Genomic DNA, 26,541 nt, shown 5'->3' with positions numbered 1-26,541 from the left:
GGCTTCGGGGAGCTGGGGGCGGGTGTGCGGTCGTTCGCGGTAGATCACCAGGGTCCCGGCGGCGATATCGCCGAGGCGCTTGAAGTGGGGATGTTGCAGGCAACTGATGGCCCCGAGGAAGTAACCGAACGGCAGCAGGTCGACAACGCGCAGCAGGTTGCGCAACAGCGACGCCGACCAGCCGACCGGGGTGCCATCGTCGTGCACCACCTGCAGGCCCATCCATTGCTTGCCCGGCGAGCGACCGTGATTCAGCACCTCGAACAGCACCATGTACCACCAGCTCACCACGAACAGCAGGATCGAGCCGAGCCCGGCTCCGAGTTTGCCGAGCATCGCCAGCACAATGAACAGCACGCCCAGGACCAGGCCGCGTAAACCAAGATCAATGGAGAATGCCAGCGCACGGACCATCAACCCGGCCGGGCGCAGTGGCAGGTCGACGCCCTCCGGCGTTTCAACCTGATACCGCGTATCCAGCGGCGGTGACAGCGGCGCATTCCGTGGCTGTGCTGTGGTCTTGAGCATGGGCAACCTGATGATGTGGCCTTATTCGGGATTGTGTATCCATTCGATGCTAGCAGCCTATTCGAGGGGCGGGGGCTGGGGGAAACGACATAACTATGTATTGCATGGTGAGTCGCGCAAGGTGCTTGAATGACAAGACTACTGGCCGGGGCGGGCGGTGAACGCCTAGACTTTGCCGATCTTCAGTTCAGGAATCGCCCGTGACCTCCATTTTCTGGTACGACTACGAAACCACTGGCATCAATCCCCGTAGTGACCGTCCGTTGCAAATGGCCGGCCTGCGCACCGACTTCGATCTCAATGAAATCGACGAGCCGGTCAATCTTTACTGCCAGCCCAGTGACGACATCCTGCCGCATCCTGCCGCTTGCGCGATCACGGGAATCACCCCCGGGCAACTGCAAGAGCACGGCTTGAGCGAAGCTGATTTCATGACCCGGGTGCATGCCCAACTCGCGGCGCCCGGTACCTGTGGTGCGGGGTATAACACCTTGCGTTTCGATGACGAGATGACCCGCTACAGCCTGTACCGAAACTTTTTCGACCCCTATGCGCGGGAGTGGCAGGGCGGCAATAGCCGCTGGGACCTGATCGATGTGGTGCGTGCCGCCTATGCCTTGCGCCCAGATGGCCTGGTCTGGCCGACCGATGACGAGGGGCGGGTCACGCTCAAGCTCGAACGCCTGACCGCTGCCAATGGCATCGATCATGGCAATGCCCACGAAGCACTGTCGGACGTTCGCGCGACGATCGCCCTGGCGCGCCTGATACGGGAAAAACAGCCAAAGCTGTACGACTGGCTGTTTCAACTGCGCAGCAAGCAAAAAGTCATGGACCAGATACGCCTGCTGCAACCGCTGGTGCATGTTTCCGGACGTTTTTCGGCCGCGCGCAACTATGTGGGGGTGGTGTTGCCGCTGGCCTGGCATCCGCGCAACAAGAACGCCCTGATTGTCTGTGACCTGCACCTGGATCCCCAGGGCCTGCTCGACCTGGATGCCGAAAGTTTGCGCCAGCGCTTGTATACCCGCCGCGACGAACTGGCCGAAGGCGAGTTGCCGGTGCCGTTGAAGCTGATTCACATCAACAAGTGTCCGGTGGTGGCACCGTTGTCGGTACTTCGCCAGGAAGATCAGCAGCGTCTGGGGCTGGATATGGCGCTGTATCAGCAGAGGGTGTCGCAGCTCAATGACGCCCGGAAAGTTTGGCTGGATAAAATCCTGGCGATTTATGCCCGCGAAGACTTTTCCCAGAGCCAGGATCCGGAGCAACAGTTATACGATGGATTTATCGGTGATCGGGATCGGCGATTGTGTGAACAAGTCAGGACCGTTGACCCGATGCAATTGGCACAAGAGCAGTGGCCTTTCGATGACGAACGTTTGCCTGAATTGCTGTTTCGATATCGCGCACGCAACTTTCCCGACACGTTGAATTCAGAAGAGCAAGAGCGCTGGCGAATATTCTGTCAGAAACGTTTGTCAGACCCTGAATGGGGTGCGCCAAATACCCTTGAAAGTTTTGTAGAAGCCGCGGCCCAATTGAGCGTTAGTGCTACTGCGTTTCAGCAGGGGGTGCTCGGTGATTGGCAGGATTATGTCCAGGGACTGCGCCAGCGTTTGAGTCTTTGAAATCGAACATGCCAGGGCTTAAACGCCGAGCATAAAAAAACGCCAGCATTTGCTGGCGTTATTTTTTGTCACGGATCCATCTGCGACAAGCTCTGAGGCTTAGCCCAGCAGGGTAGCCCAGCCTTCCACCACGTCACCGCCCCACTTGGCTTTCCACTCTTTCAGAGTCTTGTGGTTGCCACCCTTGGTTTCGATGACTTCACCGTTGTGCGGGTTTTTGTATTGTTTAACTTTGCGAGCACGCTTGGTGCCGGTAGTTTTCACTGCACCGCCGCGTGGTGCCTTGGTTTTGGATTCTGGATCCAGCAGCGCGATGATGTCGCGCAGGGACTTGGAGTATTCACCCATCAGGGTGCGCAGTTTGCCTTCGAATTCCAGCTCGGTTTGCAGTTTGTCGTCTTGGGACAGGTTCTTCAAACGGGCTTGCAGCTCTTTGATAGCTTCTTCGGTGGCGCGATATTCGTTGATCAAGGACATGTGGACTACCTTATGTTGTGCGCTGGATGGCAGATGACAGTGCGGCAATAATAGTCACGGTGTTTCATCAAGTAAACATTTAAGGCAAGTTTATTTAATTTAATTGCCGGGGTTTTTGCGCGCATTGGTAGTGCGATTATTAGTGTGGTCCCGGTCTGTCAGATATACATAAATTAACAATTGGCCGGCACCGCAAGAGCATCTGTGCAAGCAGGCACTGCTGGTGTCCGCCCTGCCGCACTGACCTTCCGGCAGGGCGAAACGTCAACAATACTGCAGTTTTGTTGCGCAATCGCTAGAATGGCGGCCTTTGCGAAGTTCTGGAGTTCCCCCCTCATGCGCACTTTTCGTCTGGTGATTTCTTGCCCGGACCGTGTTGGCATCGTTGCCAAAGTCAGTAACTTTCTGGCATCACACAATGGCTGGATCACTGAAGCGAGCCATCACTCGGACAATCTCAGTGGCTGGTTCTTCATGCGTCACGAAATCCGTGCCGACTCCCTGCCATTTGGTATCGAAGCGTTTCGTGAAGCCTTTGCCCCGATCGCCGAAGAGTTCTCGATGGACTGGCGCATCACCGATACCGAGCAAAAGAAGCGCGTTGTCCTGATGGCCAGCCGCGAGTCGCACTGCCTGGCCGATTTGCTGCACCGCTGGCACAGCGATGAACTGGACTGCGAAATTTCCTGTGTGATTTCCAACCATGATGACTTGCGCAGCATGGTGGAGTGGCACGGTATTCCGTACTACCACGTCCCGGTCAATCCGCAGGACAAGCAGCCAGCCTTCACCGAGGTTTCGCGCCTGGTCAAGCAACACGATGCCGAAGTGGTGGTACTTGCCCGCTACATGCAGATCCTGCCGCCTGAGTTGTGCAGCGAATACGCGCACAAGGTCATCAACATTCACCACAGCTTCCTGCCGTCGTTCGTCGGTGCCAAGCCGTACCACCAGGCCTCCCTGCGCGGCGTGAAGCTGATTGGCGCGACTTGCCACTATGTGACCGAAGAGCTGGATGCCGGCCCGATCATCGAGCAGGACGTGGTGCGCGTCAACCACAGCGACAGCATCGAAGACATGGTGCGTTTCGGCCGCGATGTCGAGAAAATGGTGCTGGCCCGTGGCTTGCGTTATCACCTGGAAGACCGCGTGCTGGTGCACGGCAACAAGACCGTCGTCTTCTGACAGACGTACGTCACAGTTGAAATTCGAAGGGCCTGGGCGTTCAATCGCTTCAGGCCCTTCGCCGTTTTTGCACCGAGGACATGACCATGGCCGATCCACTGGACAAAGCCACTTCCAAGGCTCCCGCCACGCTGGGCGAGGGTTGCCTGAGCCGCTACGACCCGGATGACATGGGGCCTGAAACCGGTACGGAGTTTCCCGACGCCGCGCAGTTGTGGGAACAGTTGCAGCAAGAGCCCGAGGACAAACCTAAGCCTGCCTGAGTTTCATCAACTTCTTCAGCAGCGGCCGACCCAGCATCAGCAGAAACACCGGCCCACCGACCAGTAAGTAGAAGTAATAGGTTACCGCCCGCCAAATCAGGATCGCCGCGGCTGCCGTTGACTTCCCGACCATGGGCGCCAGCAGCGCAGCGGACGTCAGCTCAGCCGCCCCGGCTCCGCCCGGCAGCAGGCTGAATTGCCCGGCGCTCAGTGCCAGCATCTGGATCAGAAAACTCCAGGCCCACTGCAAATCCGCGCCGAGCCCGCGCAACGCCAGGTACAGCACGCTGTAGCGCAGGCCCCAATGCACACAGGTCAGGGCGAATACCTTGATCAAGGTCTGCACGGGCAACTTCAACGTGTCGGTAAACGCCGCCAGAAACTGCAGGAGTTTGCGCGCCCAGCGCATTCGAGTGGTCGCTTTGACATTGAGTCGTGCGAGCCAACGACCACTCAGGCGAATCAATAATCGGTGATAGCGCGCCACCATGACGCAACTGACCAGGCCGCCGAACAGCGAAACGGCGCTGACCATCAGCATCCATTCCATACGCTGGCTGAGGTGCTGGAACAGGGCGTAAATCAGAATCCCGCTCAGGGCACAGAGAAAAAACAGCAAGTCGCTCAGTTGATCCATGGCAAACACCGCACTGCCCCTGGCTGGACGCACACCGTGACGCGCCAGCAAAGCCATGATCGTCAGAGGCCCGCCACTGCCGCCGGGCGTGGCGCAGTAGGCGAATTCGGCGGCCATCACCATGCCGAGGCTCCTGAGCCGGCCGACCTTGTCGCATTGATCCCCCAGCAATAGGCGCAAACGCAGGGTGTTCACCCCCCAGCACAACAGGATCATGCCGAACATGACCAGCAACCACGGCAGCGGAAAGGCGGTCAGCCGAGACCAGATTTCACTGCCGCCCAACAGTAATGGAATCAGCACTGCCGCGAGCAGACCGACGAGCAACAGCAGTGCGCGACTCATGCGGCACGGCCCAGTCGGTCGTTTTGCATCGCCAGCCAGTGGGCCTTGGTCATTGGCACCCGTCCGTTGTCGAGCAGGCGCTCAAGGGTTTTTAGCCAGTATCGGCGCGAGAACTCATGGCGCATGTCCACCGGGTGCAGGCCCAGGCGAATCACCGGAGCGTGCTGGCAGCGCTGTTCACGCCGGTCGCTGACGAGCTTCGACACACCCCGGCGCCAGGCACTGCGCGCACTCCAGACCAGCCCCGGCGCCTGGAGCGCGGTGAAATCCGGTAGCCGGTATAAATGTTGCGAGTCGCTGGTGTAACTCAGCGGCAATTGGCGCAATGCCTGGCGAGTGCCTTGGCTCATCAGCCAGGCCGGGGCGACGAACCCTTCCAGCGGCCAGTCATGGCGGTGGAACATCTCGATGCCCGAACGCAGGCGGGCGAGGGCATCTTCCTGCGACAAACGGTAAAACTCGCCTTCGTGGGTGTAGATCCGGCGCATGAACCAGTCGCTGGGATTGATGGTCATCGGCCCGTCGTCGTAATGGAAATAGCCATGCAGTGCCAGTTCGTCGCCCCGGGCGACCCTGGCACTGAGCTGGCGGCAAAACTGCGGATGGGCGTCCAGGTTGTTGTGTTTGTGCAAATCCGGCACCACCAGCCAGGTGATCGGTACGCCACCCAAAGCGTCGACGGCTTTGACGAACGGCTGGTAATCGGCCCAGGTGGGCGGCGCCACGTCGTGCAGTACCAGCAGTAAAGCGGGACTGTTCATGGGCTCAACCATTGGCTGTCAGCGGCCATTGGCTGCCGAGCACGGCGTGGTAGTGGCGCAGCAAACTGGTGACCACCGTGTCCCAGGCATAATGTCGTTCGACATGTAATCGCGCCTGTTGGCCCAGCGCTACGCTGCCCGAGCCGAACAGTTCTCGAACAGCGGTGGCCATCGCGGCGGGATTGTTCGGCGCACAGAGCAGGCCGCAGTCCTCGGTGACGATTTCTTCGAAAGCCCCGGCCGCCACGGCTACCACCGGAATACCGCTGGCCATGGCTTCGAGTATCACCAGGCCGAAGGTTTCCTGATCGCCAGCGTGGAGCAAGGCGTCGGCGCTGGCCATCAGGCGGGCCACCTGCGCCGCCGGGCAGAACTCGTCGATCACCGTCACGTTGGAGGGCACGGCCGTGGGCATCGACGACCCAACCAGCAGCAGGTGATAGCGTCGGCCCAGGCGTTTCATGCAGTCGAGCAGCACCGGCAGGTTTTTTTCCTTGGAACCGCGCCCGGCAAAGATCAAGAGGTGGGTGTTTTCGTCCAGACCCAGTTCGGCCCGCAGCCCGGGGTCTCTGGCATCGGGATTGAAGGTTTGCAGGTCGACGCCGAGCGGCTGCACGAAGACATTCCTGACCCCAAGCCCGGTGAGTTTGTCGGCCATGACCCGGCTGGGCGCCAGGACCCTGTCGAAGTTGCCGTAGAGCTTGCTGACATAGGCCTCGACGTTGTTGGTCACCCAGTTGCCCATGCGGTTGCTGACCAGCAGGGGCAGGTCCGAGTGATAAAAACCGATGATCGGCACATCGAGTTGGCGCCGCGCATCCAGCGCCGCCCAAGCGGTGAGGTAGGGGTCGCCGACTTCGATCAGGTCGGGTTGCAAGTCTTGCAGGACATTGCGCCAGGGCGCCAGACGCAGAGGAAAGCGATAGCCCTTGCCGAAGGGCAGGGCAGGGGCGGGAACTGTGAAGATGCCATCCTGCTCTCCAAAGGACGATCCGGGGATCAGCAAACTGTGGCGAATGCCTGGCTTGATGCCCAGGCGACGGTGCTTGGCATCCAGATAAGTGCGCACGCCTCCGCTGGCAGGGGCGTAGAACATGGTGATGTCCGCGATATGCACGATGAACGATCCTCCGGTCCTGTTTCTCCTTTGGTTGACCTATATGAAGGATAGATGTTCGGTTGGGGTTTGCGGGAGGGATGTCGGCGGGGGGATGTATCGTTTGGCAGGCCGCTATCGCGAGCAAGCTCGCTCCCACAGGAATCTTTGTCGCACTATAGATCTACTGTGGGAGCGAGCTTGCTCGCGATGAGGCCGGTGAGGTTGCCTTAGATCCTGAAGCTACCTACCAACTGCTTCAACCGCGCCGCCTGCTGCTCAAGGTCCGAGCACGCGCGCAATGTCGATTGCAGGTTTTCCACACCTTCCTGGTTCAGCGTGTTGATTTCGGTGATGTCGACGTTGATCGACTCCACTACGGCGGTCTGTTCTTCGGTCGCGGTGGCCACCGACTGGTTCATGCCGTCGATTTCACCGATACGCAGCGTCACGCTGTTCAGGCGCTCACCCGCAAGGTTGGCGATTTCCACGCTGTCCTGGCTGTGGCGCTGACTGTCGCTCATGGTGCTGACCGATTCCCGGGCGCCGACCTGCAGCTCCTCGATCATGGTTTGCACCTGTTGCGCCGATTCCTGCGTGCGATGTGCCAGGTTGCGCACTTCGTCCGCCACCACGGCAAATCCACGACCGGCTTCACCGGCGCGGGCGGCTTCAATGGCGGCGTTGAGCGCCAGCAAGTTGGTTTGCTGGGAAATGCTGGTGATCACTTCGAGAATCTGCCCGATGTTCACCGTTTTACTGTTCAGCGATTCGATGTTGGAACTCGACGCACTGAGCATGCTCGACAATTGATTCATCGCCACGATACTGCGGTCCACCACTTGCTGGCCGTCTTCGGCCAGGCTGCGGGCATCGCTGGCCTGGCTCGAAGCCTGAGCGGCGTTACGGGCAATTTCCTGGGCGGCGGCGCCGAGCTGGTTGATTGCGGCCGCGACGCTGCTGGTGCGCGAGGCTTGCTGGTCGGAGTTGAACATCGACGAGTTGGAGGCGGCCACTACGCGCAATGCCACTTCGTTGACTTGGCCGGTGGCCGAAGACACTTCGCGGATCGAGCCGTGAATGCGCTCGACGAAACGGTTGAACGCAGTGCCCAGAGTGCCGAATTCGTCATTGTTCTGGATGGTCAGGCGCTTGGTCAGGTCGCCTTCGCCGTCGGCGATGTCGGCCATGGCGCGGGTCATGACGTGCAACGGCTGGGTCAGGATGCGAATCAGCATGCCGAGCAGGGCGATGATGATGGCCACGGCAATGATGGTCGCAACCACAGCCGAGGCGCGGAATTCGCTGAGCATCGAGTAGGCTTTTTCCTTATCGACCGACAGACCGATGTACCAGTTGACCGATGACAAGCCTTTGATCGGGGTGAAGGTCACGATGCGGGTTTTGCCGTCGACCAGGATTTCGCTCATGGCGCTGCTGATGGCCGGCGTGTCTTGCGGGTAGACATCCTTGAGCGTCTTCATCGCCAGCGCTTTGTCGGGATGTACCAGGATCTTGCCGTCGGAGCTGACCAGGAACGCATAACCCATGCCGTCGAAATCCAGCTTGCCAAGGCTGTCGGCGATCACCTGCAAACTCAGGTCGCCACCGACCACGCCGATGTTCTGGCCGTCCTTGATAACGCTGTCGACAATGGAAATCACCAGTTGGCCGGAGGCCAGATCAATATAAGGCTCGGTCAATGCCGAACCGCTGCTGCCTTGCGCGCTCTTGTACCAGGGACGTGCACGCGGGTCGTAGCCATCGGGCATCTTGCTGTCCGGGCGAATGATGAAAGAGCCATCCTTGCTGCCGAGGTAGGCGCCCATGAAGGTCGAGGTCACGGCTTTTTGTACAAGCAGGCTGGAAACGTTGTCGGCATCGGGGTTGAGCGCGACAGTTTGTGACAGGTTTTCAATCAGCAGGCTGCGCCCGTTTAACCAGGTCTGGATATTGTTGGCGGTCACCGCGCCCATTTCCTGCAGATAATTTTCCAGGTCTTGGCGGATGGCATTGCGCTGCAAGTAGTCGTTGTACAGCGTAAAGGAGGCGAAGGCAGCAATCACAATGAGGGCGGCAGCAAGCAGGATTTTATGGCTGAAACGCAGATTTTTGTTCATGGCTTGGGGTTCCGCTAAGGTCTTAATGTCCAGCGCGTGCTTTTATAAAGGGACGCACGACGGGCAAGGTTGAAAGCAAGTGAATTTTCCGACTCTCCTTAGGGAAATTTCCGACCAGGTCGTGTCTGACTGCTTTGTCGTTATCTCTATCGGCCGTGTAGGACCAAAGATTAATCATGGGTGACCAAATGCCTGACTCATTGCAACTCGTTATCGGCGCCGATCCAGAAGGGCGGCCGATTGCCCAGGCCATGCGCCTGGCGAACCGCCACGGATTGATCGCGGGCGCGACCGGCACCGGCAAGACCGTCACTTTGCAACGAATGGCCGAAGCCTTCAGCGATGCCGGCGTGGCGGTGTTCGCCGCGGACATCAAGGGTGACCTGTGCGGTCTCGGCGCCGCCGGCAATCCCCAGGGCAAGATCGCCGAGCGGATTGCCGGGATGCCCTGGCTCAACCACAAGCCTCAGGCTTATCCGGTGACGTTGTGGGACATACACGGTCAGTCCGGTCATCCTTTACGCACAACCTTGAGTGAAATGGGGCCGCTGCTGCTGGGCAGTCTGCTGGAGCTGACCGACAGCCAGCAGTCGGCGCTGTACGCCGCGTTCAAGGTGGCGGACCGCGAAGGCCTGTTGTTGCTCGATCTCAAGGACCTGAAGGCATTGCTCAATCACCTGCGGGACAACCCCCAGTTGCTGGGCGACGATGCGGCATTGATGACCACCGGCTCCAGCCAGGCATTGCTGCGACGTCTGGCGACCCTGGAGCAACAGGGCGCCGAAGCCTTGTTCGGCGAGCCGGCGCTGCAACTCGAAGACATCCTCCAGCCCACGGCGGACGGGCGTGGTCGCATTCATTTGCTGGATGCCAGCCGCCTGGTGCATGAAGCGCCGAAAGTCTACGCGACGTTCCTGCTGTGGCTGCTGGCCGAGCTGTTCGAACAGTTGCCGGAGCGTGGCGATGCCGACAAGCCGTTGCTGGCGCTGTTCTTCGACGAGGCTCACTTGTTGTTCAACGGTACGCCCCAGGCATTGCGTGATCGTCTGGAGCAAGTCGTGAGGCTGATTCGTTCGAAAGGCGTAGGGGTGTATTTCGTCACCCAGTCGCCGGGAGACCTGCCGGATGATGTGCTGGCGCAGTTGGGCTTGCGCATCCAGCACGGTCTGCGTGCGTTCACCGCCAAGGAACAGAAGTCCCTGCGCGCGGTGGCCGAGGGTTTCCGGCCGAACCCGAGGTTTGATGCGTTGTCGGTGCTGACCGAGCTCGGGATCGGGGAGGCGCTGGTCGGCACCCTGCAGGAAAAAGGCACGCCGGAGATGGTCCAGCGGGTGCTGGTAGCGCCGCCGCAATCGCGGATCGGGCCTTTGACCGCCGCCGAGCGCACGGCGTTGATTGCCGGTTCACCTTTGCAAGGGCGTTATGACAAGCCGATTGACCGTGACTCGGCCTATGAGGTGCTGATGGGGCGCAAGGGCCTGGCGCCTGAGCCCGAAGCGGAGCAGGGTAAACAGGAACCGAGCTTCACCGAACAGGCGGGAGAGTTCCTCGGCACCGCGGCAGGGAAGGCACTGAAATCGGCGATGCAACAGGCGGCGAACCAGATTGGCCGACAGTTGGTGCGCGGGTTGATGGGTTCGTTGCTAGGCAGCAAAAAACGCCGCTAGCTTGAGCGACCACAATCTAACTGTGGGAGCGGGCTTGCTCGCGAAGGGGGCATGTCAGTCAACGTTATGTTGTTTGACACACCGCCTTCGCGAGCAAGCCCGCTCCCACATGGGTTCTGTGTCAGGATTTGGATTTGGCGTGCGCCGCCAGTCGCTCCAGCGCTGCCCGCAAATTCGGGTCGCTGATCCCATCGGCCGTGGCCTGGATGGTCGCTGCCGCGTCGTTGGACAAGTCCATGGTATGCCCGGCCGCACCTTGCTGAACGGTCGGCGGTTGAACTTTGAACAGGATCCGGGTCAGATTGGCGAACTCATCGAACATCTGCAATTGCCGCTGCAAACGCTTTTGCTGGTAACGCAGGCGGGTTGCCCAATGACCGTCGGTGACAATCAGCAACAAACTGCCTTCGCGCCAGGAAGCCACGTGGCAATGCTCGCGAGCGGCGGGTTGCAATTGGCTTTCGAGCAAACGTTGCAGATGACCCAGGCGTTGAGCGTGGCCGAGAATGGCCTTCAGCGGCTTGGCTTCGCGTAGTAGAACGGCAGGTACTTTGGCCGTAAGTGGGCGAAATGCCATGATCAGACACCTGAAGTAACAGAGGCGCCATGGTAGCAGAAAGCACCGAGTGCACCCGCCCATTGCTTTTATGGGCGCTTTACCCATTAAATCAACAACTAACTTCTGCCTTGAACGGCTTGAAGTTGAGCAAAACGCCCTTATTTTAAGTGAGCCCCGTCAAAGCGCTGTGCCAGCATCGTGGAATATCGCCACTTTCCTCTCCATCGTTTCCGGGTAGAATGCTCGTTCGCATGCGGCCATGAGGGCTGCACGGGCGACTCACGGGGCCGCCCTCCATCCCTTTAGTGTGGAAGATCCTGCCGATATGTTTGCGCCTTTGTTAAAGAAACTTTTTGGAAGCAAGAACGAGCGTGAAGTCAAACGCATGCTCAAGACGGTGCAACTCGTCAATGCCTTCGAAGAGCAAATGGTGGCCCTTTCGGACGATCAATTGCGTGCCAAGACAAGCGAGTTCAAGGCCCGCATCGCCAAAGGGGAATCCCTCGACAAACTGCTGCCAGAAGCCTTTGCGGTCGCCCGCGAAGCCGGCAAGCGTGTCATGGGCATGCGCCACTTCGATGTCCAGCTGATCGGCGGCATGACCTTGCATGAAGGCATGATCGCGGAAATGCGTACCGGTGAAGGCAAGACCCTGGTGGCAACACTGGGCGTTTACCTCAACGCGCTGTCCGGCAACGGCGTGCACGTTGTGACGGTGAACGACTACCTGGCCCGCCGTGACGCCAACTGGATGCGCCCGCTGTATGAATTCCTCGGCCTGACGGTCGGCGTTGTCACGCCGTTCCAGCCGCCGGAAGAAAAGCGCGCTGCTTACGCCGCCGACATCACCTACGGCACCAACAACGAATTCGGTTTCGATTACCTGCGCGACAACATGGCGTTCAGCATGGAAGAAAAATTCCAGCGCGAACTCAATTTTGCCGTGATCGACGAAGTCGACTCCATCCTCATCGACGAAGCCCGTACCCCGCTGATCATCTCCGGTCAGGCCGAAGACAGCTCCAAGCTGTACATCGAGGTCAACAAGCTGATCCCGCAGCTCAAGCTGCACGTTGAAGAAGTCGAAGGCGAAGTGACCCAGGCCGGTCACTTCACCGTCGATGAGAAGACCCGTCAGGTCGAACTCAACGAAGCCGGTCACCAGTACGTCGAAGAAACGCTGACCCGCATCGGCCTGCTGGCTGAAGGCGAGAGCCTGTACTCGGCCCACAACCTGAGCCTGCTGACTCACGTTTACGCCGGCCTGCGCGCACACAAGCTGTTCCATCGCAACGTCGAATACATCGTGCAGGACGGTCAGGTCGTACTGGTCGACGAGCACACCGGCCGTACCATGCCGGGCCGCCGCTTGTCCGAAGGCCTGCACCAGGCCATCGAAGCCAAGGAAAACCTGAACATCCAGGCCGAAAGCCAGACGTTGGCGTCGACCACCTTCCAGAACTACTTCCGTCTGTACAACAAACTGTCCGGCATGACCGGTACGGCCGACACCGAAGCGTTCGAGTTCCACCAGATCTATGGCCTGCAGGTCATGGTGATTCCACCGAACAAGCCGCTGGCCCGTAAGGACTACAACGACCTGGTGTTCCTGACCGCCGACGAGAAATACGCGGCAATCGTGGCCGACATCAAGGAAAGCATGGCCGCGGGCCGTCCGGTCCTGGTCGGTACCGCCACCATCGAAACCTCCGAGCACATGTCCAGCCTGCTCGTTAAGGAAGGCATCGAACACAAGGTCCTGAACGCCAAGTTCCACGAAAAGGAAGCCGAGATCATTGCCCAGGCCGGTCGTCCGGGCGCGCTGACCATCGCCACCAACATGGCCGGTCGTGGTACCGACATCCTGTTGGGTGGTAACTGGGAAGTGGAAGTGGCTTCCCTGGAAAACCCGACCCCTGAGCAGATTGCCCAGATCAAGGCCGACTGGCAGAAACGTCACCAGCAAGTGCTCGAATCGGGCGGTTTGCAGGTGATTGCCTCCGAGCGCCATGAATCGCGCCGTATCGACAACCAGCTGCGTGGTCGTGCCGGTCGTCAGGGCGACGCCGGTTCCAGCCGTTTCTACCTGTCGCTGGAAGACAGCCTGATGCGCATCTTCGCCTCTGACCGGGTGAAGAACTTCATGAAGGCCCTGGGCATGCAGCCTGGCGAAGCGATCGAGCACCGCATGGTGACCAACGCTATCGAAAAGGCCCAGCGCAAGGTTGAAGGCCGCAACTTCGACATTCGCAAGCAACTGCTCGAGTTCGACGACGTCAACAACGAACAGCGTAAAGTGATCTATCACATGCGTAACACGTTGCTGGCCGCCGACAACATCGGTGAGACCATCGCTGACTTCCGTCAGGATGTGCTCGAAGCCACCGTCAGCGCGCACATTCCTCCACAATCGCTGCCTGAGCAGTGGGACGTGGCCGGTCTGGAAGCCGCGTTGCAGAGCGATTTCGGTGTGGCGCTGCCGATCCAGCAGTGGCTCGACGAAGACGACCACCTGTACGAAGAAACCCTGCGCGAGAAACTGATGCAGGAACTGATCGCGGCGTACAACGAGAAAGAAGACCAGGCGGGCGCCGAAGCGCTGCGCACCTTCGAGAAGCAAATCGTTCTGCGCGTGCTGGACGACCTGTGGAAAGACCACCTGTCGACCATGGATCACCTGCGTCACGGTATCCACTTGCGTGGTTATGCCCAGAAGAACCCGAAGCAGGAATACAAGCGCGAGTCCTTCACCCTGTTCTCCGAATTGCTGGATTCGATCAAGCGCGATTCGATCCGTGTGCTGTCCCACGTTCAGGTTCGTCGCGAAGACCCGATCGAAGAGGAGCAGCGCCTGCGTCAGGAAGCCGAGGCATTGGCCGCTCGCATGCAGTTCCTGCATGAAGAGGCTCCAGGCCTGGAGCAACCGGAAGCGTTGGGCGAAGAGATTGACGTTGCCCTCGCTGCCGCGCCGGTTCGCAACGAGCAGAAGCTGGGTCGCAACGAGTTGTGCTACTGCGGTTCGGGCAAGAAGTTCAAGCATTGCCACGGGCAGATTCAGTAAAACCCGTTTCAATCGCTGAAATACCCGCGCCGCGACCGGCTTCTGCCGTCGCGGCGTTTTACCATTCGAACCACCGTTTCCCTTGAGCGGTGCTGACATCATTTATAAAGGAGCGCATTCATGGCTGTTGGTCTTGGTCCTTTGCCAACGTTGCACCCGGTTGCCGGTTTTGAACTCGGTATCGCCTCGGCTGGCATCAAGCGCCCGGGGCGCAAGGATGTTGTGGTCATGCGCTGTGTTGAGGGCTCCACGGTTGCCGGCGTGTTCACCCTGAACGCCTTTTGCGCCGCACCGGTGATCCTGGCCAAGCAACGCGTACAAGGCCCTGTGCGTTATCTGTTGACCAACACCGGCAATGCCAACGCCGGCACGGGCGAACCTGGCCTGGCCGCCGCCGAGCGCACTTGCGCGAAACTGGCCGAGTTGACCGGTGTCGATGCCAGCCAAGTGCTGCCGTATTCCACTGGTGTGATCGGCGAGCCGCTGCCGGTCGAGAAAATCGAAGGCGCGCTGCAAGCGGCCCTCGATGACCTGTCGATCCACAACTGGGAAGCTGCCGCCACCGGCATCATGACCACCGACACCCTGCCAAAGGGCGCCAGTCGTCAGTTCCAGCACGACGGTGTGACCATCACCGTTACCGGCATCAGCAAAGGCGCCGGCATGATTCGCCCGAACATGGCGACCATGCTCGGCTACATCGCCACCGACGCCAAAGTCTCCCGCGATGTGCTGCAAAACCTGATGCTCGATGGCGCCAACAAGTCGTTCAACCGCATCACCATCGATGGTGATACCTCGACCAACGACTGCTGCATGCTGATCGCCACCGGTCAGGCTGCGCTGCCGGAAATCACCCGCGCCGAAGGCGAACTGTTTGCCAAGCTCAAGCAAGCGGTGTTCGAAGTGTGCATGGACGTAGCCCAGGCCATCGTTCGCGACGGTGAAGGCGCGACCAAATTCGTCACCGTTGAAGTCAACGGCGGCGGCAATCACCAGGAGTGCCTGGACGTCGGTTACACCGTGGCCCACTCGCCGCTGATCAAGACCGCGCTGTTTGCTTCGGACCCGAACTGGGGCCGCATCCTGGCGGCCGTCGGCCGTGCCGGTGTACCGAACCTGGACGTGAGCAAGATCGACGTGTTCCTCGGCGACGTGTGCATCGCCAGCCGTGGCGCGCGCGCGGCGACCTACACCGAAGCCCAGGGCGCGGCGGTGATGCAGCAGGAAGAAATCACCATCCGTATCGAGTTGGGTCGTGGCGATTGCAGTGAAACCATCTGGACTACCGATCTGTCCCACGAGTACGTGAAGATCAACGCCGAGTACCGTACTTGATACACGGTTAAAGACCGAGTCGTCCCATTCGCGAGCAAGCCCGCTCCCACAGGAGATCTTCAGTGAACACAAAATGTGAGTACTGCCCGATCAACTGTGGGAGCGGGCTTGCTCGCGAAGGCTGACGACCAGACGCTGGATATTCTTGCTTGTTACCCTGACGAGAAGGCACCCCGAACATGAGCCTGCACCTGATCATCGGCGACAAACTGCTTTCTTCCTGGTCCCTGCGCGGCGCCCTGGCTCTCGATCTGACCGGCGCCTCCTACACCGAAGAACTGATCAAGCTGAATCAGCCGGACACCCGTGAGCGTCTGCTCAAGCATTCGCCGACCGGCAAGGTCCCGCTGCTGAAAACCGAACACGGCACCATCGCCGACTCCCTGGCGATTGCCGAATACCTGGCAGAACAGTTTCCCGACGCGAACCTGTGGCCCAAAGACACTGCCGCCCGTGCCCAGGCGCGTTCGGCGTGCGCGCAGATGCACAGTGGCTTTTTCGCTATGCGCGGCAACATGCCGTTCGACCTGAGCCATGACGCAGCGCTGTCGCCGGTCCCGGCCGATGTCCAGGCGGACATCGAGCGCATGTCAGCGTTGTGGGCCGAGTGTCGTGTCGCTGCGACCGAGAGCGGTCCGTACTTGTTTGGCCGCATCACGTTGGCCGACGCGTTCTTTGCACCCATCGCCGTGCGCCTGCGCACCTATCGGGTGAAACTGTCCGCGGCTGACGAAGCCTATGTTGAAACCCTCTACCAATGGCCAGCGTTCAAGGCCTGGCAGAAGGCCGGACTGGAGGAAATCGAGCGGTGAAACGAGTTCATGTAGCCGCCGCCGTTATCCGTGATAACAACGGCAAGATCCTTATCGCCCGCCGTGCCGATACCCAGCACCAAGGTGGCCTGTGGGAGTTTCCCGGGGGCAAGGTCGAGGCCGACGAGTCGGTCGAAACCGCACTGGCCCGCGAACTCCATGAGGAACTGGGCATCGTGGTCGGCGCGGCGCGCCCGCTGATCAAGGTCCGGCACGATTACCCGGACAAGCAGGTGTTGCTGGATGTCTGGGAAGTCTCGGCGTTTAGCGGCGAGCCCCACGGTGCCGAGGGACAGCCGCTGGCCTGGGTGACACCCCGCGACCTGTCGGATTATGAGTTCCCTGAAGCCAACCGGCCGATCGTCGCGGCCGCACGGTTACCCGAGCAGTACTTGATCACCCCGGAAGACCTGGAACCCCCCGCGTTGCTGCGTGGTATTCAGAAGGCCATTGCCGGCGGCGTCAAGCTGATCCAGTTGCGTGCACCGAACGGCTACGACCCGAAATACCGCGACCTGGCAGTGGATGCTGTGGGGTTGTGTGCTGGCAAGGCGCAATTGATGATCAAGGGGCCGTTCGAATGGCTGGGCGACTTCCCGTCCGCCGGTTGGCACATTACCGCCGCGCAACTGCGCAAATACGCAGCGGCTGGCCGACCGCTACCGGCATCGCGCTGGCTGGCGGCGTCTTGCCATAACGCTGAAGAGTTGGCGCTGGCCGAACAGATGGGGGTGGATTTCGTGACCCTGTCGCCGGTTCAACCGACCCTGACTCACCCTGGCGCCGAGCCGTTGGGTTGGGAGCAGGCATCGAGCCTGATCGAGGGCTTCAGCAAGCCGGTGTTCCTGCTTGGCGGGGTCGGCCCGGCTGAAGTCGAGAAAGCCTGGGCGACGGGTGCGCAGGGTGTGGCGGGGATTCGGGCGTTTTGGCCTGAAAGTTAATTCTCTAGCGAGCCTACTGGCCCCTTCGCGGGCAAGCCCGCTCCCACAGGGATTGTTGGTGTTCACACAATCTGTGTTTCACCTTGAACACTGTGGGAGCGGGCTTGCCCGCGAAGGGGCCCTGACAGGCGCCGATTAAACCTCAGGTTTCGCCGCAGGCTGCCAAAGTATCTCCGCCACTCCTTGACGCTTGGCAATCAACCGCGCCACCACAAACAACAAATCCGACAACCGATTGATGTACGCCAGGCCAACCCCGGCCAACGGTTCAATCGCGTTGAGCTGCTGACATCGCCGTTCTGCGCTGCGTGCCAGGCTGCGGCAGACATGGGCCTGGGCAATCAGCATCGAGCCGCCGGGCAAGATGAAGTTTTTCAGCGGCCCCAGCTCTTCATTCCACAGATCGATCGCCGCTTCCAGTCGTTCGATTTCCGCTGCATTCAACGCCTGATACACCGGCATCGCCAGTTCGCCACCCAGATCAAATAACCGATGCTGGCAGGGGGCCAATACCTCGATCACTTCGTTCAAGTCCGGAAACTGACCCGTTTGCGCTGCCAACCCGGCCAGCAACACGCCCACCTGACTGTTCAGCGTATCGACTTCGCCAATGGCCTCGATCCGCGGGTGATCCTTGGGCACGCGACGACCATCGCCCAGCCCGGTCTCGCCTTTGTCGCCAGTGCGGGTGTAAATCTTCGACAAACGAAAGCCCATGGTTACCTCGATAGCAGATTGAGTTGTTGCGAGACAGGCGGCGTGCTCGCCAGGGGCAGGCGCAAGGTGAAGCAGGTGCCTTGGCCAAGCGTCGATTGCACTTCCATCTGCCCTTTGTGGTTATTGGTGACGATGAAGTACGACACCGACAGGCCAAGCCCGGTGCCCTGGCCGATTTCCTTGGTGGTGAAGAATGGTTCGAAGGTCCGTTTGCGCACGCTTTCGCTCATGCCGATGCCGTTGTCCTCGACCTGAATTTCCGCCCATGGCGGATTGAGCCTGGTGCGCAGAATGATCCGTCCAGGCTCGCTGTCATCTTCGCGCTGGTGGATGGCTTGCGCAGCGTTTTTCAACAGGTTGAGCAGCACTTGCTCCAGTTCGTTGGCGGTGCCGGGGACCGGTCCCAGTGCGGGATCGAACTGACGAATGATGGCCTGGCCCTTGAAGTCGAAGCCGATCGCCAGGTCGAAATCGTTACCGGCGATCTCCACCGCCTGGTCGATCAGGGCGGGCAGGTCGCAAGGGGCCATCTGGCGGGTGCTGCGACGACTGAAGCTGAGCATGTGGGTGACGATTTTCGCCGCCCGGGCACCTGCCTGCTGGATGCCGTCGAGCAACTGTGGCACCTCGCGAACTTGCAGGTACTGGTTGACCGTCGTCAGTTCGATGCCGGCCTGTTCAGCCACTTCGAGGTTCTTCGGCAAATCGGGTGACAGGCGCCGGCGAATGTTTTGCACGTTGTGCAGGATCGCGCCCAGCGGGTTGTTGATCTCGTGGGCCATGCCGGCGGCCAGACCACCCACCGAAAGCATTTTCTCCGACTGCACCATCATCTCTTCCAGAGACAGGCGCTGGGTGATGTCATCGATCCGGATTACCACGCCACGCCCGGCACCGCCCATCAGCGGGTAGAAAGTCAGGGCGTAGTGGCGGGGCTCATCGTCCTTGAGCCAGGTGACACGTTCGATCTTGGCCACCGTATGCTGTTCGACCGTTTCCTTGAGTTGCGGCAAGAACGGCTTGAGCGGTTCGAAGGCGAGGAAGATAGGCTGGTTCAGGGCTTCATCGAGACGCGTGCCGGACAGGGCACTGGCCTCCTGGTTCCATTGCGTCACGTAGAGCTGTTCGTCGAGTGCGATCAGCGCCGACGGCATGGAGTCGATGATGCTGTTGAGGTAGTTCTGGAAACCGGTGAGCTTTTTCTCGATCTTGCTGCGCACCTGGACTTCGAGCTCCAGTTTGCGGTTGGTATGGCGGGTTTCCTCTGCCAGACCCTGGGCCTGGTCGTAGGCTGCCTGGGAGTCGTCCCTGGCCCGCTTGAGTTGCTGCTCCCTGGCCTCGATCCGCGAAAGCATGGTATTGAACGCCTCGGCGAGGCTGCCGATTTCATCGTGGTTTCCGCGCGAAGCACGCAGTGCATAGTTTTCTTCGCGGGTTACCTGCCGGGACAACTCCTCGAGTTGGTGGATCGGCCGGGTAATCAAGCGCTTGATCTGGCGGGCAATGATCAGCCACAGCAGCACGCTGAAGATCAGAATCCCCAGGCTGGCCGTCAGGGTCCCGGTGTAGAACGCCACTGGCAGTTCGCTCGTGGCCACCAACAGCAGGTGCCCTGGTGCCGCACCGGTGCGGGCCAGGGGGATGACCTGGTTGGTACGAAACTCGGTGGCCTGCCAGTCTTCGATATGCCGGAAACGCTTCGGCAGTTCCAGGTTGTCGCCATGCTGCAATTGCGCCAATCGCTCACCCTTTCCGTCATACAGGGCCGCCGCGCGCAACGGCGAATAGCTGTTGAGTTCATTGAGCAGGCGCTCGGCGCTTTGCGGTGACGCCAGGGCTTCGGAGGCCAGGCTCGGGTTGGATATCAGGCGGCCGATGGTCTGCAGAGCCTGGGGCGCCATGCTTTCCTGGGAGATGTAGTAGGCGGCACTGATAAAGGTCAGGTTGGCAACCAGCAGGACGGTGACCATCAGTACCAGCAGGGCGGCCAGCAGTTTCTGGCCGACGGGCAGGTTTTCAAGGCGCTGGCGCAATGGCATCGGATTCATCGCAGACAAGGAACAAGTGGCCAGCGTAGCCGCTGCTCAGTCGCTGGGCAATCCAAGGCTTTGCAGGCGAGCGATCAACCTTGCCTCAAGTTGATTGAGGTGAGGCAGGTTCAGTTGATGACGCCCGGCCACTTTGCAGGCGTAACCGAGCAGGTAGCTGATTTCCGTGCGACGCTGGCTTGTGACGTCCTGATGCATCGAGGAGTAGTTGGCTGCGGTGGCGTGAATCACTCGTTCGACTTCCTGCTGCAGGTTTTCGGCGGCTGCCGGCTGACCACAACGCTCAAGCAACTCCGCCAGTTCGCCGCACAGGGTGGCGACCTCACATTGATGTTGCTGCAAACCGCCGTTGCGGCAATCGTGCAGCACCGTCAGCGGATTGATCGCACAGTTGAGGGCGAGTTTGCGCCACAGCCTGGTCAGAATCTCCGTGCTCCACTCGTGGGGAATGCCGGCAGCGCTCAGGTCATCGAGCCAGATCGGCGCCACCGGATGGCTCGCATCTCCCAGCCAGGTGAAGCCATGCCCGGCAAACACCACGCGCCAATCGCCATCGCGGAAGGCACCTTCTGTGCTCGAGGCATAGATGCAGCGAGCCTGAGGAACCTGTGCGGCTACCGCGTCCTGACTGCCCAGGCCATTTTGCAGCAGGATCAGTTCGGCGCCTGGGGCCAGGCGTGGCGCCAATCGAGCCACCGCACTTTCGGTATCGTAGGCTTTGCACGCCACCAGCAGGCGGTGGATCGGTTGCGGGTTGTCGGCTGTCTCGGCGGGCACGGCATAGTGTTGCGCCTCGCCGTGTTCCACCAGTGTCAATCCACCGGCCGCCTCATAGGCCTGCAGTCTCGCGGTGTCCCGCAGGATCAGCCTGACCGGCATTCCAGCCCGTGCCAGACGTGTCGTCCATAATGTGCCGAGGCTGCCAGCGCCCAGTACATGCCAGGTGGTGGACATCAGCTTTTTGCTCTGTTTAAGGCGTGCATCGGCAGCTCGCAGTGAATGATGGGAAAGACCCGTTATAATCAGCGCGGATTTTAACCGCAAGCCAGGCGTGCTCCATCAGTGCGCCTTTAAATTTGGAGAGATTACATGCCGTCGTTCGACGTGGTATCCGAACTGGACAAACACGAAGTCACCAACGCGGTCGAGAACGCCGTCAAGGAACTCGATCGTCGTTATGACCTGAAAGGCAAAGGCAGCTTCGAGTTCAAGGAAAAAGACCTGACCGTCAACCTGACCGCCGAAGCGGATTTCCAGCTCGAAGCGATGATTGAGATCCTCAAGCTGGCGCTGGTCAAGCGCAAAATCGACGTGCAGTGCCTTGAAGTCAAGGACGCGTTCGCGTCGGGCAAGCTGATGAAGCAGGACGCCGTCCTCAAGGAAGGCATCGACAAGGAGCTGGCGAAGAAAATCGTCGCCCATGTCAAAGACGCCAAGCTCAAGGTCCAGGCGGCCATTCAGGGCGAGCAGGTTCGCATCACCGGCAAAAAGCGTGATGACCTGCAAGAAGCCATTGCAGTGCTGCGGGCCAAGGAATTCGGTATGCCGCTGCAGTTCAACAACTTCCGCGACTGACCTTGAAAGCGGGAACCTCTTGGCGTTTGCGACGTCGCAGACCCCAGCAACGGCAGAAACGATTGAGCCCGTCGCGGTTAGATCTTTCTGCCGCTTTTTTACGCATGCCGGGTAGCCGGAAAACAGGAGAATGTAGATGGACTTAAATGCCGAGGTAGACAATCTGGTCAAGGTATCCCAAAGCTGGATCCCGATGATCATGGAATACGGCAGCCGTGTACTGCTGGCGGTCATCACCCTGGCCATCGGCTGGTGGCTGATCAACAAGGTCACGAAAAAGCTCGGCGGCCTGATTGCATTACGTAATGCCGACCTGGCGCTGCAAGGCTTTATCAGCAGCCTGGCGAACATCATCCTCAAGATCCTGCTGATCGTCAGCGTGGCTTCGATGATCGGTGTGGAAACCACTTCGTTTGTGGCGGCGATTGGTGCGGCAGGCCTGGCCATTGGCCTGGCCTTGCAGGGCAGCCTGGCGAACTTCGCCGGTGGCGTGCTGATTTTGCTGTTCCGTCCGTTTCGCATCGGCGACTGGATCGAGGCTCAGGGTATCGCCGGTACTGTCGACAGCATCCAGATTTTCCATACCGTACTGCGTACTGGTGACAACAAGACCATCATCGTGCCGAACGGCAATCTGTCGAATGGCATCATCACTAACACAAACCGTCAGCCGACTCGTAAAGTCGTGTTTGATGTAGGCGTTGATTACGAAGCGGACCTTCAGAAAGCCCGTGAAGTTTTACTGGAATTGGCCAGGGACCCGCGAGTATTGACAGATCCGGAACCACAGGCAGTTGTTTCTACCTTGGGTGACAGTTCGATCACGCTTTCGCTTCGTGTCTGGGTAAAGACTGCCGATTACTGGGATGTGTTGTTCATGTTCAACGAACTATCCCGTGATCGCCTGAGAGAGGCCGGCATCGATATTCCGTTTCCACAGCGGGTTATTCGTGTGGTTCAGGAGTCTGCGGTGCAGTAACAGGTCATTTGAACATTGTCTGACTCTTTGGTCAGGCATGTTCTGTAAGGGGCAGGTCGTTAAAGCAGTCAGGCGACAGCCAACAAAAAAGGCCCATCCGAAGATGGGCCTTTTGTTTTGTTACCGCAAACTAACTGGATGCGATTACAAAACCGACAGCGGGTAGTCGACGATGAAACGGAACTCTTTCACGTCGCCTTCACCTTCGTCAGCGTTAGCGAAGTGCCATGCTTGACGAATACGGAAGGACAGGTCTTTTGCCGGGCCAGACTGAACAACGTACTTGGCTTCGAAGTTGGTTTCGTTGTGCTTGCCATCTGCACCGTACAGACCAGCGTAAGCGCTGTTGGCTGGAGTGTTGGTACCGTCGATGTCCCAACCTTTAACGTAACGGGTCATGAAGCTCAGACCTGGAACGCCGTACTCGGCCATTTTCAGGTCGTAACGAACCTGGGCAGACTTCTCGTTCGGAGCGTTGAAGTCAGAGTACTGGATGGAGTTGGCGAGGAAGATCGAGTCGCCGCCACGGTTGTTCTTGCCAATACCGATGTAGTCGAACGGAGTGTCACCGTTGACCTTCTGGAAGCCCAGGGTAATGGTGTGTGCTTTCAGGAACGAGAAAGCAGCCGCCAGGGAGAACGTGGTGTTGCTGATATCGCCGACTTTGGCATCGCCAGTGTCTTTGGTGTTGTAGATGTTACCGTCCAGGTTCAGCGACTCGGTGTCGGTGAACGGGATGGTGTAGTTCAGGTTGGCGTAGTACTGGTTCCAGATGTCTTCCAGCTTGGCGCCGTACAGCGATGCGCTCAGGTTGTCGGTGAAACCGTACTTGCCGCCGAAGTAGTCGATCTTGTTGGCGGAAACGCCGGCGTAGGTTGCAAACAGGTCGCCGTCACGGGCGTTTTTGTCCTGGCTGCTACCCGAGTAGAAGTGACCGGCCTCGAGGTCAAGGTCTTTGATCTCGCTGCTCTGCAGTTGGATACCGCTGGCAGTTTGCGGCAGGATACGGGAGCCGCCCACAGCGAACACTGGGGAAGTGCTTGGCTGCATGTCGCCGACTTTCAGCTCGGTTTTGGAAACGCGGAATTTAACGGCGCCACCGGCTTTACCCTGGCTGTCGTTGACATCGCGAGAACCGTTGGCGTTAACGGTGTCGCTACGGCTCATGTTGCCGGTACCGCTAGTGCCGTCACCACCGTCCAGCTTGATTGCCAGGTAACCGTACGCATCAACGCCGACACCGATCAGGCCTTGGGTGTAACCGGAGCTGTAGTTAGCCCAGATGCCCTGGGTCCAGTCTTTCTGGTCACGGCCACCGTCTTTGTTATCACGGTTGAAGTAGTAGTTGCGAACCAGCAAGTTCAGCGTGCTGTCTTCAACAAAACCTTTGGCTTCAGCCTGGTCACTTACGAAAGGGGCGGCCGTAGCCAATTGGGTACTGGCTGCTGCTGCAACTGCCAGTGCGATCATGCTCCACTTCATCACGCGCATCGTGATTTGCTCCTTTGGTTTTAGAAGAGTACTGCCGTCCCACCTGTTTTATTATCTGGGCGGCTCTTTCTTTTTGTGTCGGCGCAAACTTATATCACGCCGACAATGTTGGCGATACTTGCGCATCTAACCTTTCGCCTTCTTTACGACCCTGTCGCAAACAGCGTGGTAGATGTCGCAAATTTCCAGCTCCGACGCAACCGGGCGGACAACTTTAATGCTGTTTTTTGCGCCTTGTCGTCGGTAAAAAGAGTCCTGGTGAAACGTTTGAATCTCCATCGGGCTACCTTGCCACTGTTTTTTTTGCCTGAGGGCCTCCGCTTCCAGCGGGTGCGACTCGGGCGATGTTGGGTATGAATGCAACAAGCGTGCACAAAATCGTCTTTTTTTCGATTTTTTTCTTGTTGGCTGCCAGGTGCTGTAAAAACCTCATAAAACCGGGGGGTTCAAGCGCTTTTGGTTTGGGCTTGACGCCTTGCCTGACATCATGTTGCGGCCTTCTGGTCGACAGTCTGGCAACCAAAAATGTTACCGGTTCACCCCACCACTGAGTAAATGGCGGATGTCGAAGCGTTCAGCGTAGACCCACTGTGCGGTTTTGGTGCAAAAAATTTTAGCCCTGTACTGAATTCATCTCTGTCGGCCGCTTGCCTGAAGCGAACTTTTCCTTGTTGATCAGTCATTTCGGCGTTTGTTGCCTGTCGTTCGGTTCTGTAAAGGTGCGCGGCAGCGAAAATTGTCCCATTCGGGGGCGGCTGTCAGCTTTCCACTGGCGCTCGTGGCTTCGATGCAAGGTTCGCCGTGAAGCCTGCGCCGTTCGCAGGTATGCTGCCGTCCGGTCGCTTGGTGCGCTGTCCCTCTGGATGGGCGCTAAGCTGAAAAATGATGGCCCGGCGGGAGTACGCGCAGTGTTCACTTTAGATCCACGACTTCAACAAGACACGTTACCGATCGGGGACTTTCCGCTCTGCCGGTTGCTGCTGTCCAACGATTCGAACTATCCCTGGTTCATCCTGGTACCTCGTCGCGAGGCTATCAGCGAGATATTTCAGTTGGATGTCGTAGAGCAGCAACAGCTTTGGCAGGAAACAACAGTGCTGTCGCAAGTGCTCAAGGACGCGTTCGATGCGGACAAGTTGAATGTGGCGGCGCTGGGCAATGTCGTGAGTCAGTTGCACATGCATGTGATAGTGCGCAAGCGCGAAGATGCCGCCTGGCCAGCGCCGGTTTGGGGTAAACATCCGGCGAAACCCTACAGTTCGGAGCAGATCGCCGCGATTCGCGAACGTTTGCGCTTGATTTTGACCGATGAATTTACGTTTCTGGAGGGCTGAAGCATGAGCCTGGAAGAGCGCGTTACCGAGCTTGAAAGCCGTCTGGCGTTTCAGGATGACACCATCCAGGCGTTGAACGATGTGCTGGTGGCGCAGCAGCGGGTGGTCGAGCGCCTGCAGCTGCAAATGGCTGCGCTGCTCAAGCGGCAGGAGGAAATGGTCGGGCAGTTCGAGTCATTCGAAGAAGAGGCGCCGCCGCCGCACTATTAAGAGTGTCGCAGGCGTGAAAAAACCGCGGACAGCTCGGCTGTGCGCGGTTTTTTTTAGCCTTGAATCAGCGGCGCGGCAGTGCGGCGATCACATCTTCGGCTTGCAGGCCCTTGTCACGATTCATGACGGAGAACTCCACGCGCTGGCCTTCGACCAGGACACGGTGGCCTTCGCCGCGAATGGCTCGGAAGTGGACGAAGATATCGTCACCGGAGTCGCGGGAGATAAAGCCGAAGCCTTTGGATGTGTTGAACCACTTGACGGTGCCGGTATCGCGGTTGCTCATGTCGTAGTTTGGCGAGGTGGCGGCTGGTGACGACTTGTAGAAGCTGATGCCCAGGTGCAGGGTAACGGCGATCAGGGCAGCGACCAGGCTGAACAGTACGGCGGGTTGACCGGCGATGACGGGCATCGGTGCGATCAGCGTCAGGGTCTGCAGGACCACGCTCAGAACCAGCAGGGCGCTGACCAGGTTTTGCAGTTGGTGACGCGGGCCTTTGTTCCAGTAAGGGATGACAGGCGCAAGTGTGAGGTTGAGCAGACCGAAAAAGGCCAGGTACAGCGCGTCGGGTTGTTGCAGGTAAGGTAAGGCTTCGGATTGCAGGCTAGGGATGAAGGACAGCAGCAAGGCCGCTGCGCCTATCAACAGATGGACGATTTTCAACATTTTGATTAACTCACGTTAAGACAGCTCACAAGGAAGAGCTGATGGCGCACGGTTCGCTTCAAGATAATAAAGAGGCGTTGGACACGTACCCGGTATCAG

Annotated in this window: 24 protein-coding genes; 12 read left to right on the top strand and 12 right to left on the bottom strand. The window is 59.2% G+C overall.

What is annotated here, in order from left to right; translation table 11 throughout:
• The coding region (locus tag KGA98_RS25135; protein WP_223504298.1) for an RDD family protein at positions 1-528 on the bottom strand (528 nt) is incomplete at its 3' end.
• Between the two features lie 200 nt (positions 529-728).
• Here KGA98_RS25135 and sbcB point away from each other — a divergent pair.
• Positions 729-2,159: an exodeoxyribonuclease I gene (sbcB, locus tag KGA98_RS25130; RefSeq protein ID WP_223504296.1), complete on the top strand. Its 1,431-nt coding sequence runs from the start codon at positions 729-731 to the stop codon at positions 2,157-2,159.
• A 99-nt stretch (positions 2,160-2,258) separates the two neighbouring features.
• Here the strand turns inward: sbcB and mvaT are convergent, their stop codons facing one another.
• Positions 2,259-2,636: a histone-like nucleoid-structuring protein MvaT gene (gene mvaT / locus KGA98_RS25125; RefSeq protein WP_007933316.1), complete on the bottom strand. Its 378-nt coding sequence runs from the start codon at positions 2,634-2,636 to the stop codon at positions 2,259-2,261.
• A gap of 336 nt (positions 2,637-2,972) precedes the next feature.
• On the opposite strand from mvaT, the gene purU reads away from it, so the two are divergent.
• Both purU and KGA98_RS25115 read left to right on the top strand, forming a co-directional pair.
• Complete coding sequence (purU, locus tag KGA98_RS25120; protein WP_057713501.1) at positions 2,973-3,821, top strand: formyltetrahydrofolate deformylase; 849 nt, start codon at positions 2,973-2,975, stop codon at positions 3,819-3,821.
• Positions 3,822-3,907: 86 nt separating this feature from the next.
• Entirely contained in the window at positions 3,908-4,084 is a 177-nt protein-coding gene (locus KGA98_RS25115) for a hypothetical protein (RefSeq protein ID WP_173677941.1), read from the top strand.
• On the opposite strand, the gene KGA98_RS25110 is transcribed toward KGA98_RS25115, so the two are convergent.
• The 4 genes from KGA98_RS25110 to KGA98_RS25095 form a co-directional block, all read right to left on the bottom strand.
• Entirely contained in the window at positions 4,071-5,066 is a 996-nt protein-coding gene (locus tag KGA98_RS25110) for a YbhN family protein (RefSeq protein ID WP_154909431.1), read from the bottom strand. The two genes, KGA98_RS25115 and KGA98_RS25110, sit on opposite strands and share 14 nt — an antisense overlap.
• Positions 5,063-5,839: a DUF2334 domain-containing protein gene (locus KGA98_RS25105; protein ID WP_223504294.1), complete on the bottom strand. Its 777-nt coding sequence runs from the start codon at positions 5,837-5,839 to the stop codon at positions 5,063-5,065. Before KGA98_RS25105 ends, KGA98_RS25110 begins: the two co-directional genes overlap by 4 nt.
• On the bottom strand, positions 5,832-6,944 hold the full coding sequence (locus KGA98_RS25100) for a glycosyltransferase family 4 protein (RefSeq protein WP_057713504.1): 1,113 nt from the start codon (positions 6,942-6,944) through the stop codon (positions 5,832-5,834). The genes KGA98_RS25105 and KGA98_RS25100 overlap by 8 nt, the downstream gene beginning before the upstream one ends.
• A gap of 209 nt (positions 6,945-7,153) precedes the next feature.
• The gene (locus KGA98_RS25095; RefSeq protein ID WP_223504292.1) at positions 7,154-9,043 is read right to left on the bottom strand and encodes a methyl-accepting chemotaxis protein; all 1,890 of its coding nucleotides are present in this window, start codon (positions 9,041-9,043) and stop codon (positions 7,154-7,156) included.
• Positions 9,044-9,231: 188 nt separating this feature from the next.
• On the opposite strand from KGA98_RS25095, the gene KGA98_RS25090 reads away from it, so the two are divergent.
• Complete coding sequence (locus KGA98_RS25090; protein ID WP_223504290.1) at positions 9,232-10,710, top strand: helicase HerA-like domain-containing protein; 1,479 nt, start codon at positions 9,232-9,234, stop codon at positions 10,708-10,710.
• Between the two features lie 121 nt (positions 10,711-10,831).
• Here KGA98_RS25090 and KGA98_RS25085 read toward each other — a convergent pair whose 3' ends face one another.
• A complete protein-coding gene (locus tag KGA98_RS25085) occupies positions 10,832-11,287 on the bottom strand; it encodes a DUF721 domain-containing protein (protein ID WP_154860429.1) in 456 nt (151 codons plus the stop codon).
• A 307-nt stretch (positions 11,288-11,594) separates the two neighbouring features.
• Between KGA98_RS25085 and secA the strand changes: the two genes are divergently transcribed.
• From secA to KGA98_RS25065, 4 genes are all read left to right on the top strand, one after another.
• Entirely contained in the window at positions 11,595-14,330 is a 2,736-nt protein-coding gene (gene secA, locus KGA98_RS25080; RefSeq protein ID WP_057713507.1) for a preprotein translocase subunit SecA, read from the top strand.
• A 120-nt stretch (positions 14,331-14,450) separates the two neighbouring features.
• Entirely contained in the window at positions 14,451-15,668 is a 1,218-nt protein-coding gene (gene argJ, locus KGA98_RS25075; RefSeq protein WP_056726069.1) for a bifunctional glutamate N-acetyltransferase/amino-acid acetyltransferase ArgJ, read from the top strand.
• 179 nt (positions 15,669-15,847) lie between these two features.
• On the top strand, positions 15,848-16,480 hold the full coding sequence (locus KGA98_RS25070; RefSeq protein WP_223504287.1) for a glutathione S-transferase family protein: 633 nt from the start codon (positions 15,848-15,850) through the stop codon (positions 16,478-16,480).
• Positions 16,477-17,421, top strand: a complete 945-nt coding sequence (locus KGA98_RS25065) for a Nudix family hydrolase (RefSeq protein WP_223504284.1) — start codon at positions 16,477-16,479, stop codon at positions 17,419-17,421. Before KGA98_RS25070 ends, KGA98_RS25065 begins: the two co-directional genes overlap by 4 nt.
• Positions 17,422-17,556: 135 nt before the next feature.
• On the opposite strand, the gene KGA98_RS25060 is transcribed toward KGA98_RS25065, so the two are convergent.
• Genes KGA98_RS25060 through KGA98_RS25050 form a run of 3 tightly spaced genes read right to left on the bottom strand, consistent with a single transcriptional unit; the run spans position 17,557 to position 21,140 of the window.
• Positions 17,557-18,138, bottom strand: a complete 582-nt coding sequence (locus KGA98_RS25060; protein ID WP_223504282.1) for a cob(I)yrinic acid a,c-diamide adenosyltransferase — start codon at positions 18,136-18,138, stop codon at positions 17,557-17,559.
• Between the two features lie 2 nt (positions 18,139-18,140).
• On the bottom strand, positions 18,141-20,177 hold the full coding sequence (locus KGA98_RS25055) for a sensor histidine kinase (RefSeq protein WP_218494504.1): 2,037 nt from the start codon (positions 20,175-20,177) through the stop codon (positions 18,141-18,143).
• Positions 20,178-20,222: 45 nt separating this feature from the next.
• Positions 20,223-21,140: a putative 2-dehydropantoate 2-reductase gene (locus tag KGA98_RS25050; RefSeq protein ID WP_223504279.1), complete on the bottom strand. Its 918-nt coding sequence runs from the start codon at positions 21,138-21,140 to the stop codon at positions 20,223-20,225.
• A 135-nt stretch (positions 21,141-21,275) separates the two neighbouring features.
• Between KGA98_RS25050 and KGA98_RS25045 the strand changes: the two genes are divergently transcribed.
• Together KGA98_RS25045 and KGA98_RS25040 are read left to right on the top strand one after the other, a co-directional pair.
• On the top strand, positions 21,276-21,761 hold the full coding sequence (locus KGA98_RS25045) for a YajQ family cyclic di-GMP-binding protein (protein ID WP_007990750.1): 486 nt from the start codon (positions 21,276-21,278) through the stop codon (positions 21,759-21,761).
• Between the two features lie 136 nt (positions 21,762-21,897).
• Positions 21,898-22,740 (top strand): mechanosensitive ion channel family protein, encoded by an 843-nt coding sequence (locus KGA98_RS25040; protein WP_154909418.1) that lies wholly within the window; start codon positions 21,898-21,900, stop codon positions 22,738-22,740.
• A 144-nt stretch (positions 22,741-22,884) separates the two neighbouring features.
• On the opposite strand, the gene KGA98_RS25035 is transcribed toward KGA98_RS25040, so the two are convergent.
• On the bottom strand, positions 22,885-24,231 hold the full coding sequence (locus KGA98_RS25035) for an OprD family porin (protein ID WP_150813304.1): 1,347 nt from the start codon (positions 24,229-24,231) through the stop codon (positions 22,885-22,887).
• A 908-nt stretch (positions 24,232-25,139) separates the two neighbouring features.
• Here KGA98_RS25035 and KGA98_RS25030 point away from each other — a divergent pair.
• Together KGA98_RS25030 and KGA98_RS25025 are read left to right on the top strand one after the other, a co-directional pair.
• Complete coding sequence (locus KGA98_RS25030; RefSeq protein ID WP_223504300.1) at positions 25,140-25,565, top strand: HIT domain-containing protein; 426 nt, start codon at positions 25,140-25,142, stop codon at positions 25,563-25,565.
• A 3-nt stretch (positions 25,566-25,568) separates the two neighbouring features.
• The gene (locus KGA98_RS25025; RefSeq protein ID WP_008052459.1) at positions 25,569-25,775 is read left to right on the top strand and encodes a SlyX family protein; all 207 of its coding nucleotides are present in this window, start codon (positions 25,569-25,571) and stop codon (positions 25,773-25,775) included.
• Between the two features lie 64 nt (positions 25,776-25,839).
• On the opposite strand, the gene KGA98_RS28590 is transcribed toward KGA98_RS25025, so the two are convergent.
• Positions 25,840-26,442 carry a cold-shock protein gene (locus tag KGA98_RS28590; RefSeq protein ID WP_317849046.1) on the bottom strand — a complete coding sequence of 201 codons (603 nt, stop codon included), beginning with the start codon at positions 26,440-26,442 and terminating at the stop codon, positions 25,840-25,842.
• Between the last annotated feature and the right edge of the window lie 99 nt (positions 26,443-26,541).

The organism is Pseudomonas sp. BF-R-24 (genome assembly GCF_019947335.1).
Classification (GTDB): domain Bacteria; phylum Pseudomonadota; class Gammaproteobacteria; order Pseudomonadales; family Pseudomonadaceae; genus Aquipseudomonas; species Aquipseudomonas jessenii.
The sequence above is the reverse complement of the archived record's forward strand: the minus strand, read 5'-3'. Positions and strand labels throughout refer to the sequence as shown.

Excerpts from the sequence above, each read along its gene's own strand:
- mvaT (WP_007933316.1), bottom strand. The coding sequence starts at position 2,636 with ATGTCCTTGATCAACGAATATCGCGCCACCGAAGAAGCTATCAAAGAG.
- purU (WP_057713501.1), top strand. The coding sequence starts at position 2,973 with ATGCGCACTTTTCGTCTGGTGATTTCTTGCCCGGACCGTGTTGGCATC.
- KGA98_RS25115 (WP_173677941.1), top strand. The coding sequence starts at position 3,908 with ATGGCCGATCCACTGGACAAAGCCACTTCCAAGGCTCCCGCCACGCTG.
- KGA98_RS25110 (WP_154909431.1), bottom strand. The coding sequence starts at position 5,066 with ATGAGTCGCGCACTGCTGTTGCTCGTCGGTCTGCTCGCGGCAGTGCTG.
- KGA98_RS25105 (WP_223504294.1), bottom strand. The coding sequence starts at position 5,839 with ATGGTTGAGCCCATGAACAGTCCCGCTTTACTGCTGGTACTGCACGAC.
- KGA98_RS25095 (WP_223504292.1), bottom strand. The coding sequence starts at position 9,043 with ATGAACAAAAATCTGCGTTTCAGCCATAAAATCCTGCTTGCTGCCGCC.
- KGA98_RS25090 (WP_223504290.1), top strand. The coding sequence starts at position 9,232 with ATGCCTGACTCATTGCAACTCGTTATCGGCGCCGATCCAGAAGGGCGG.
- KGA98_RS25085 (WP_154860429.1), bottom strand. The coding sequence starts at position 11,287 with ATGGCATTTCGCCCACTTACGGCCAAAGTACCTGCCGTTCTACTACGC.
- secA (WP_057713507.1), top strand. The coding sequence starts at position 11,595 with ATGTTTGCGCCTTTGTTAAAGAAACTTTTTGGAAGCAAGAACGAGCGT.
- argJ (WP_056726069.1), top strand. The coding sequence starts at position 14,451 with ATGGCTGTTGGTCTTGGTCCTTTGCCAACGTTGCACCCGGTTGCCGGT.
- KGA98_RS25070 (WP_223504287.1), top strand. The coding sequence starts at position 15,848 with ATGAGCCTGCACCTGATCATCGGCGACAAACTGCTTTCTTCCTGGTCC.
- KGA98_RS25060 (WP_223504282.1), bottom strand. The coding sequence starts at position 18,138 with ATGGGCTTTCGTTTGTCGAAGATTTACACCCGCACTGGCGACAAAGGC.
- KGA98_RS25055 (WP_218494504.1), bottom strand. The coding sequence starts at position 20,177 with ATGCCATTGCGCCAGCGCCTTGAAAACCTGCCCGTCGGCCAGAAACTG.
- KGA98_RS25050 (WP_223504279.1), bottom strand. The coding sequence starts at position 21,140 with ATGTCCACCACCTGGCATGTACTGGGCGCTGGCAGCCTCGGCACATTA.
- KGA98_RS25045 (WP_007990750.1), top strand. The coding sequence starts at position 21,276 with ATGCCGTCGTTCGACGTGGTATCCGAACTGGACAAACACGAAGTCACC.
- KGA98_RS25040 (WP_154909418.1), top strand. The coding sequence starts at position 21,898 with ATGGACTTAAATGCCGAGGTAGACAATCTGGTCAAGGTATCCCAAAGC.
- KGA98_RS25035 (WP_150813304.1), bottom strand. The coding sequence starts at position 24,231 with ATGCGCGTGATGAAGTGGAGCATGATCGCACTGGCAGTTGCAGCAGCA.
- KGA98_RS25025 (WP_008052459.1), top strand. The coding sequence starts at position 25,569 with ATGAGCCTGGAAGAGCGCGTTACCGAGCTTGAAAGCCGTCTGGCGTTT.
- KGA98_RS28590 (WP_317849046.1), bottom strand. The coding sequence starts at position 26,442 with ATGTTGAAAATCGTCCATCTGTTGATAGGCGCAGCGGCCTTGCTGCTG.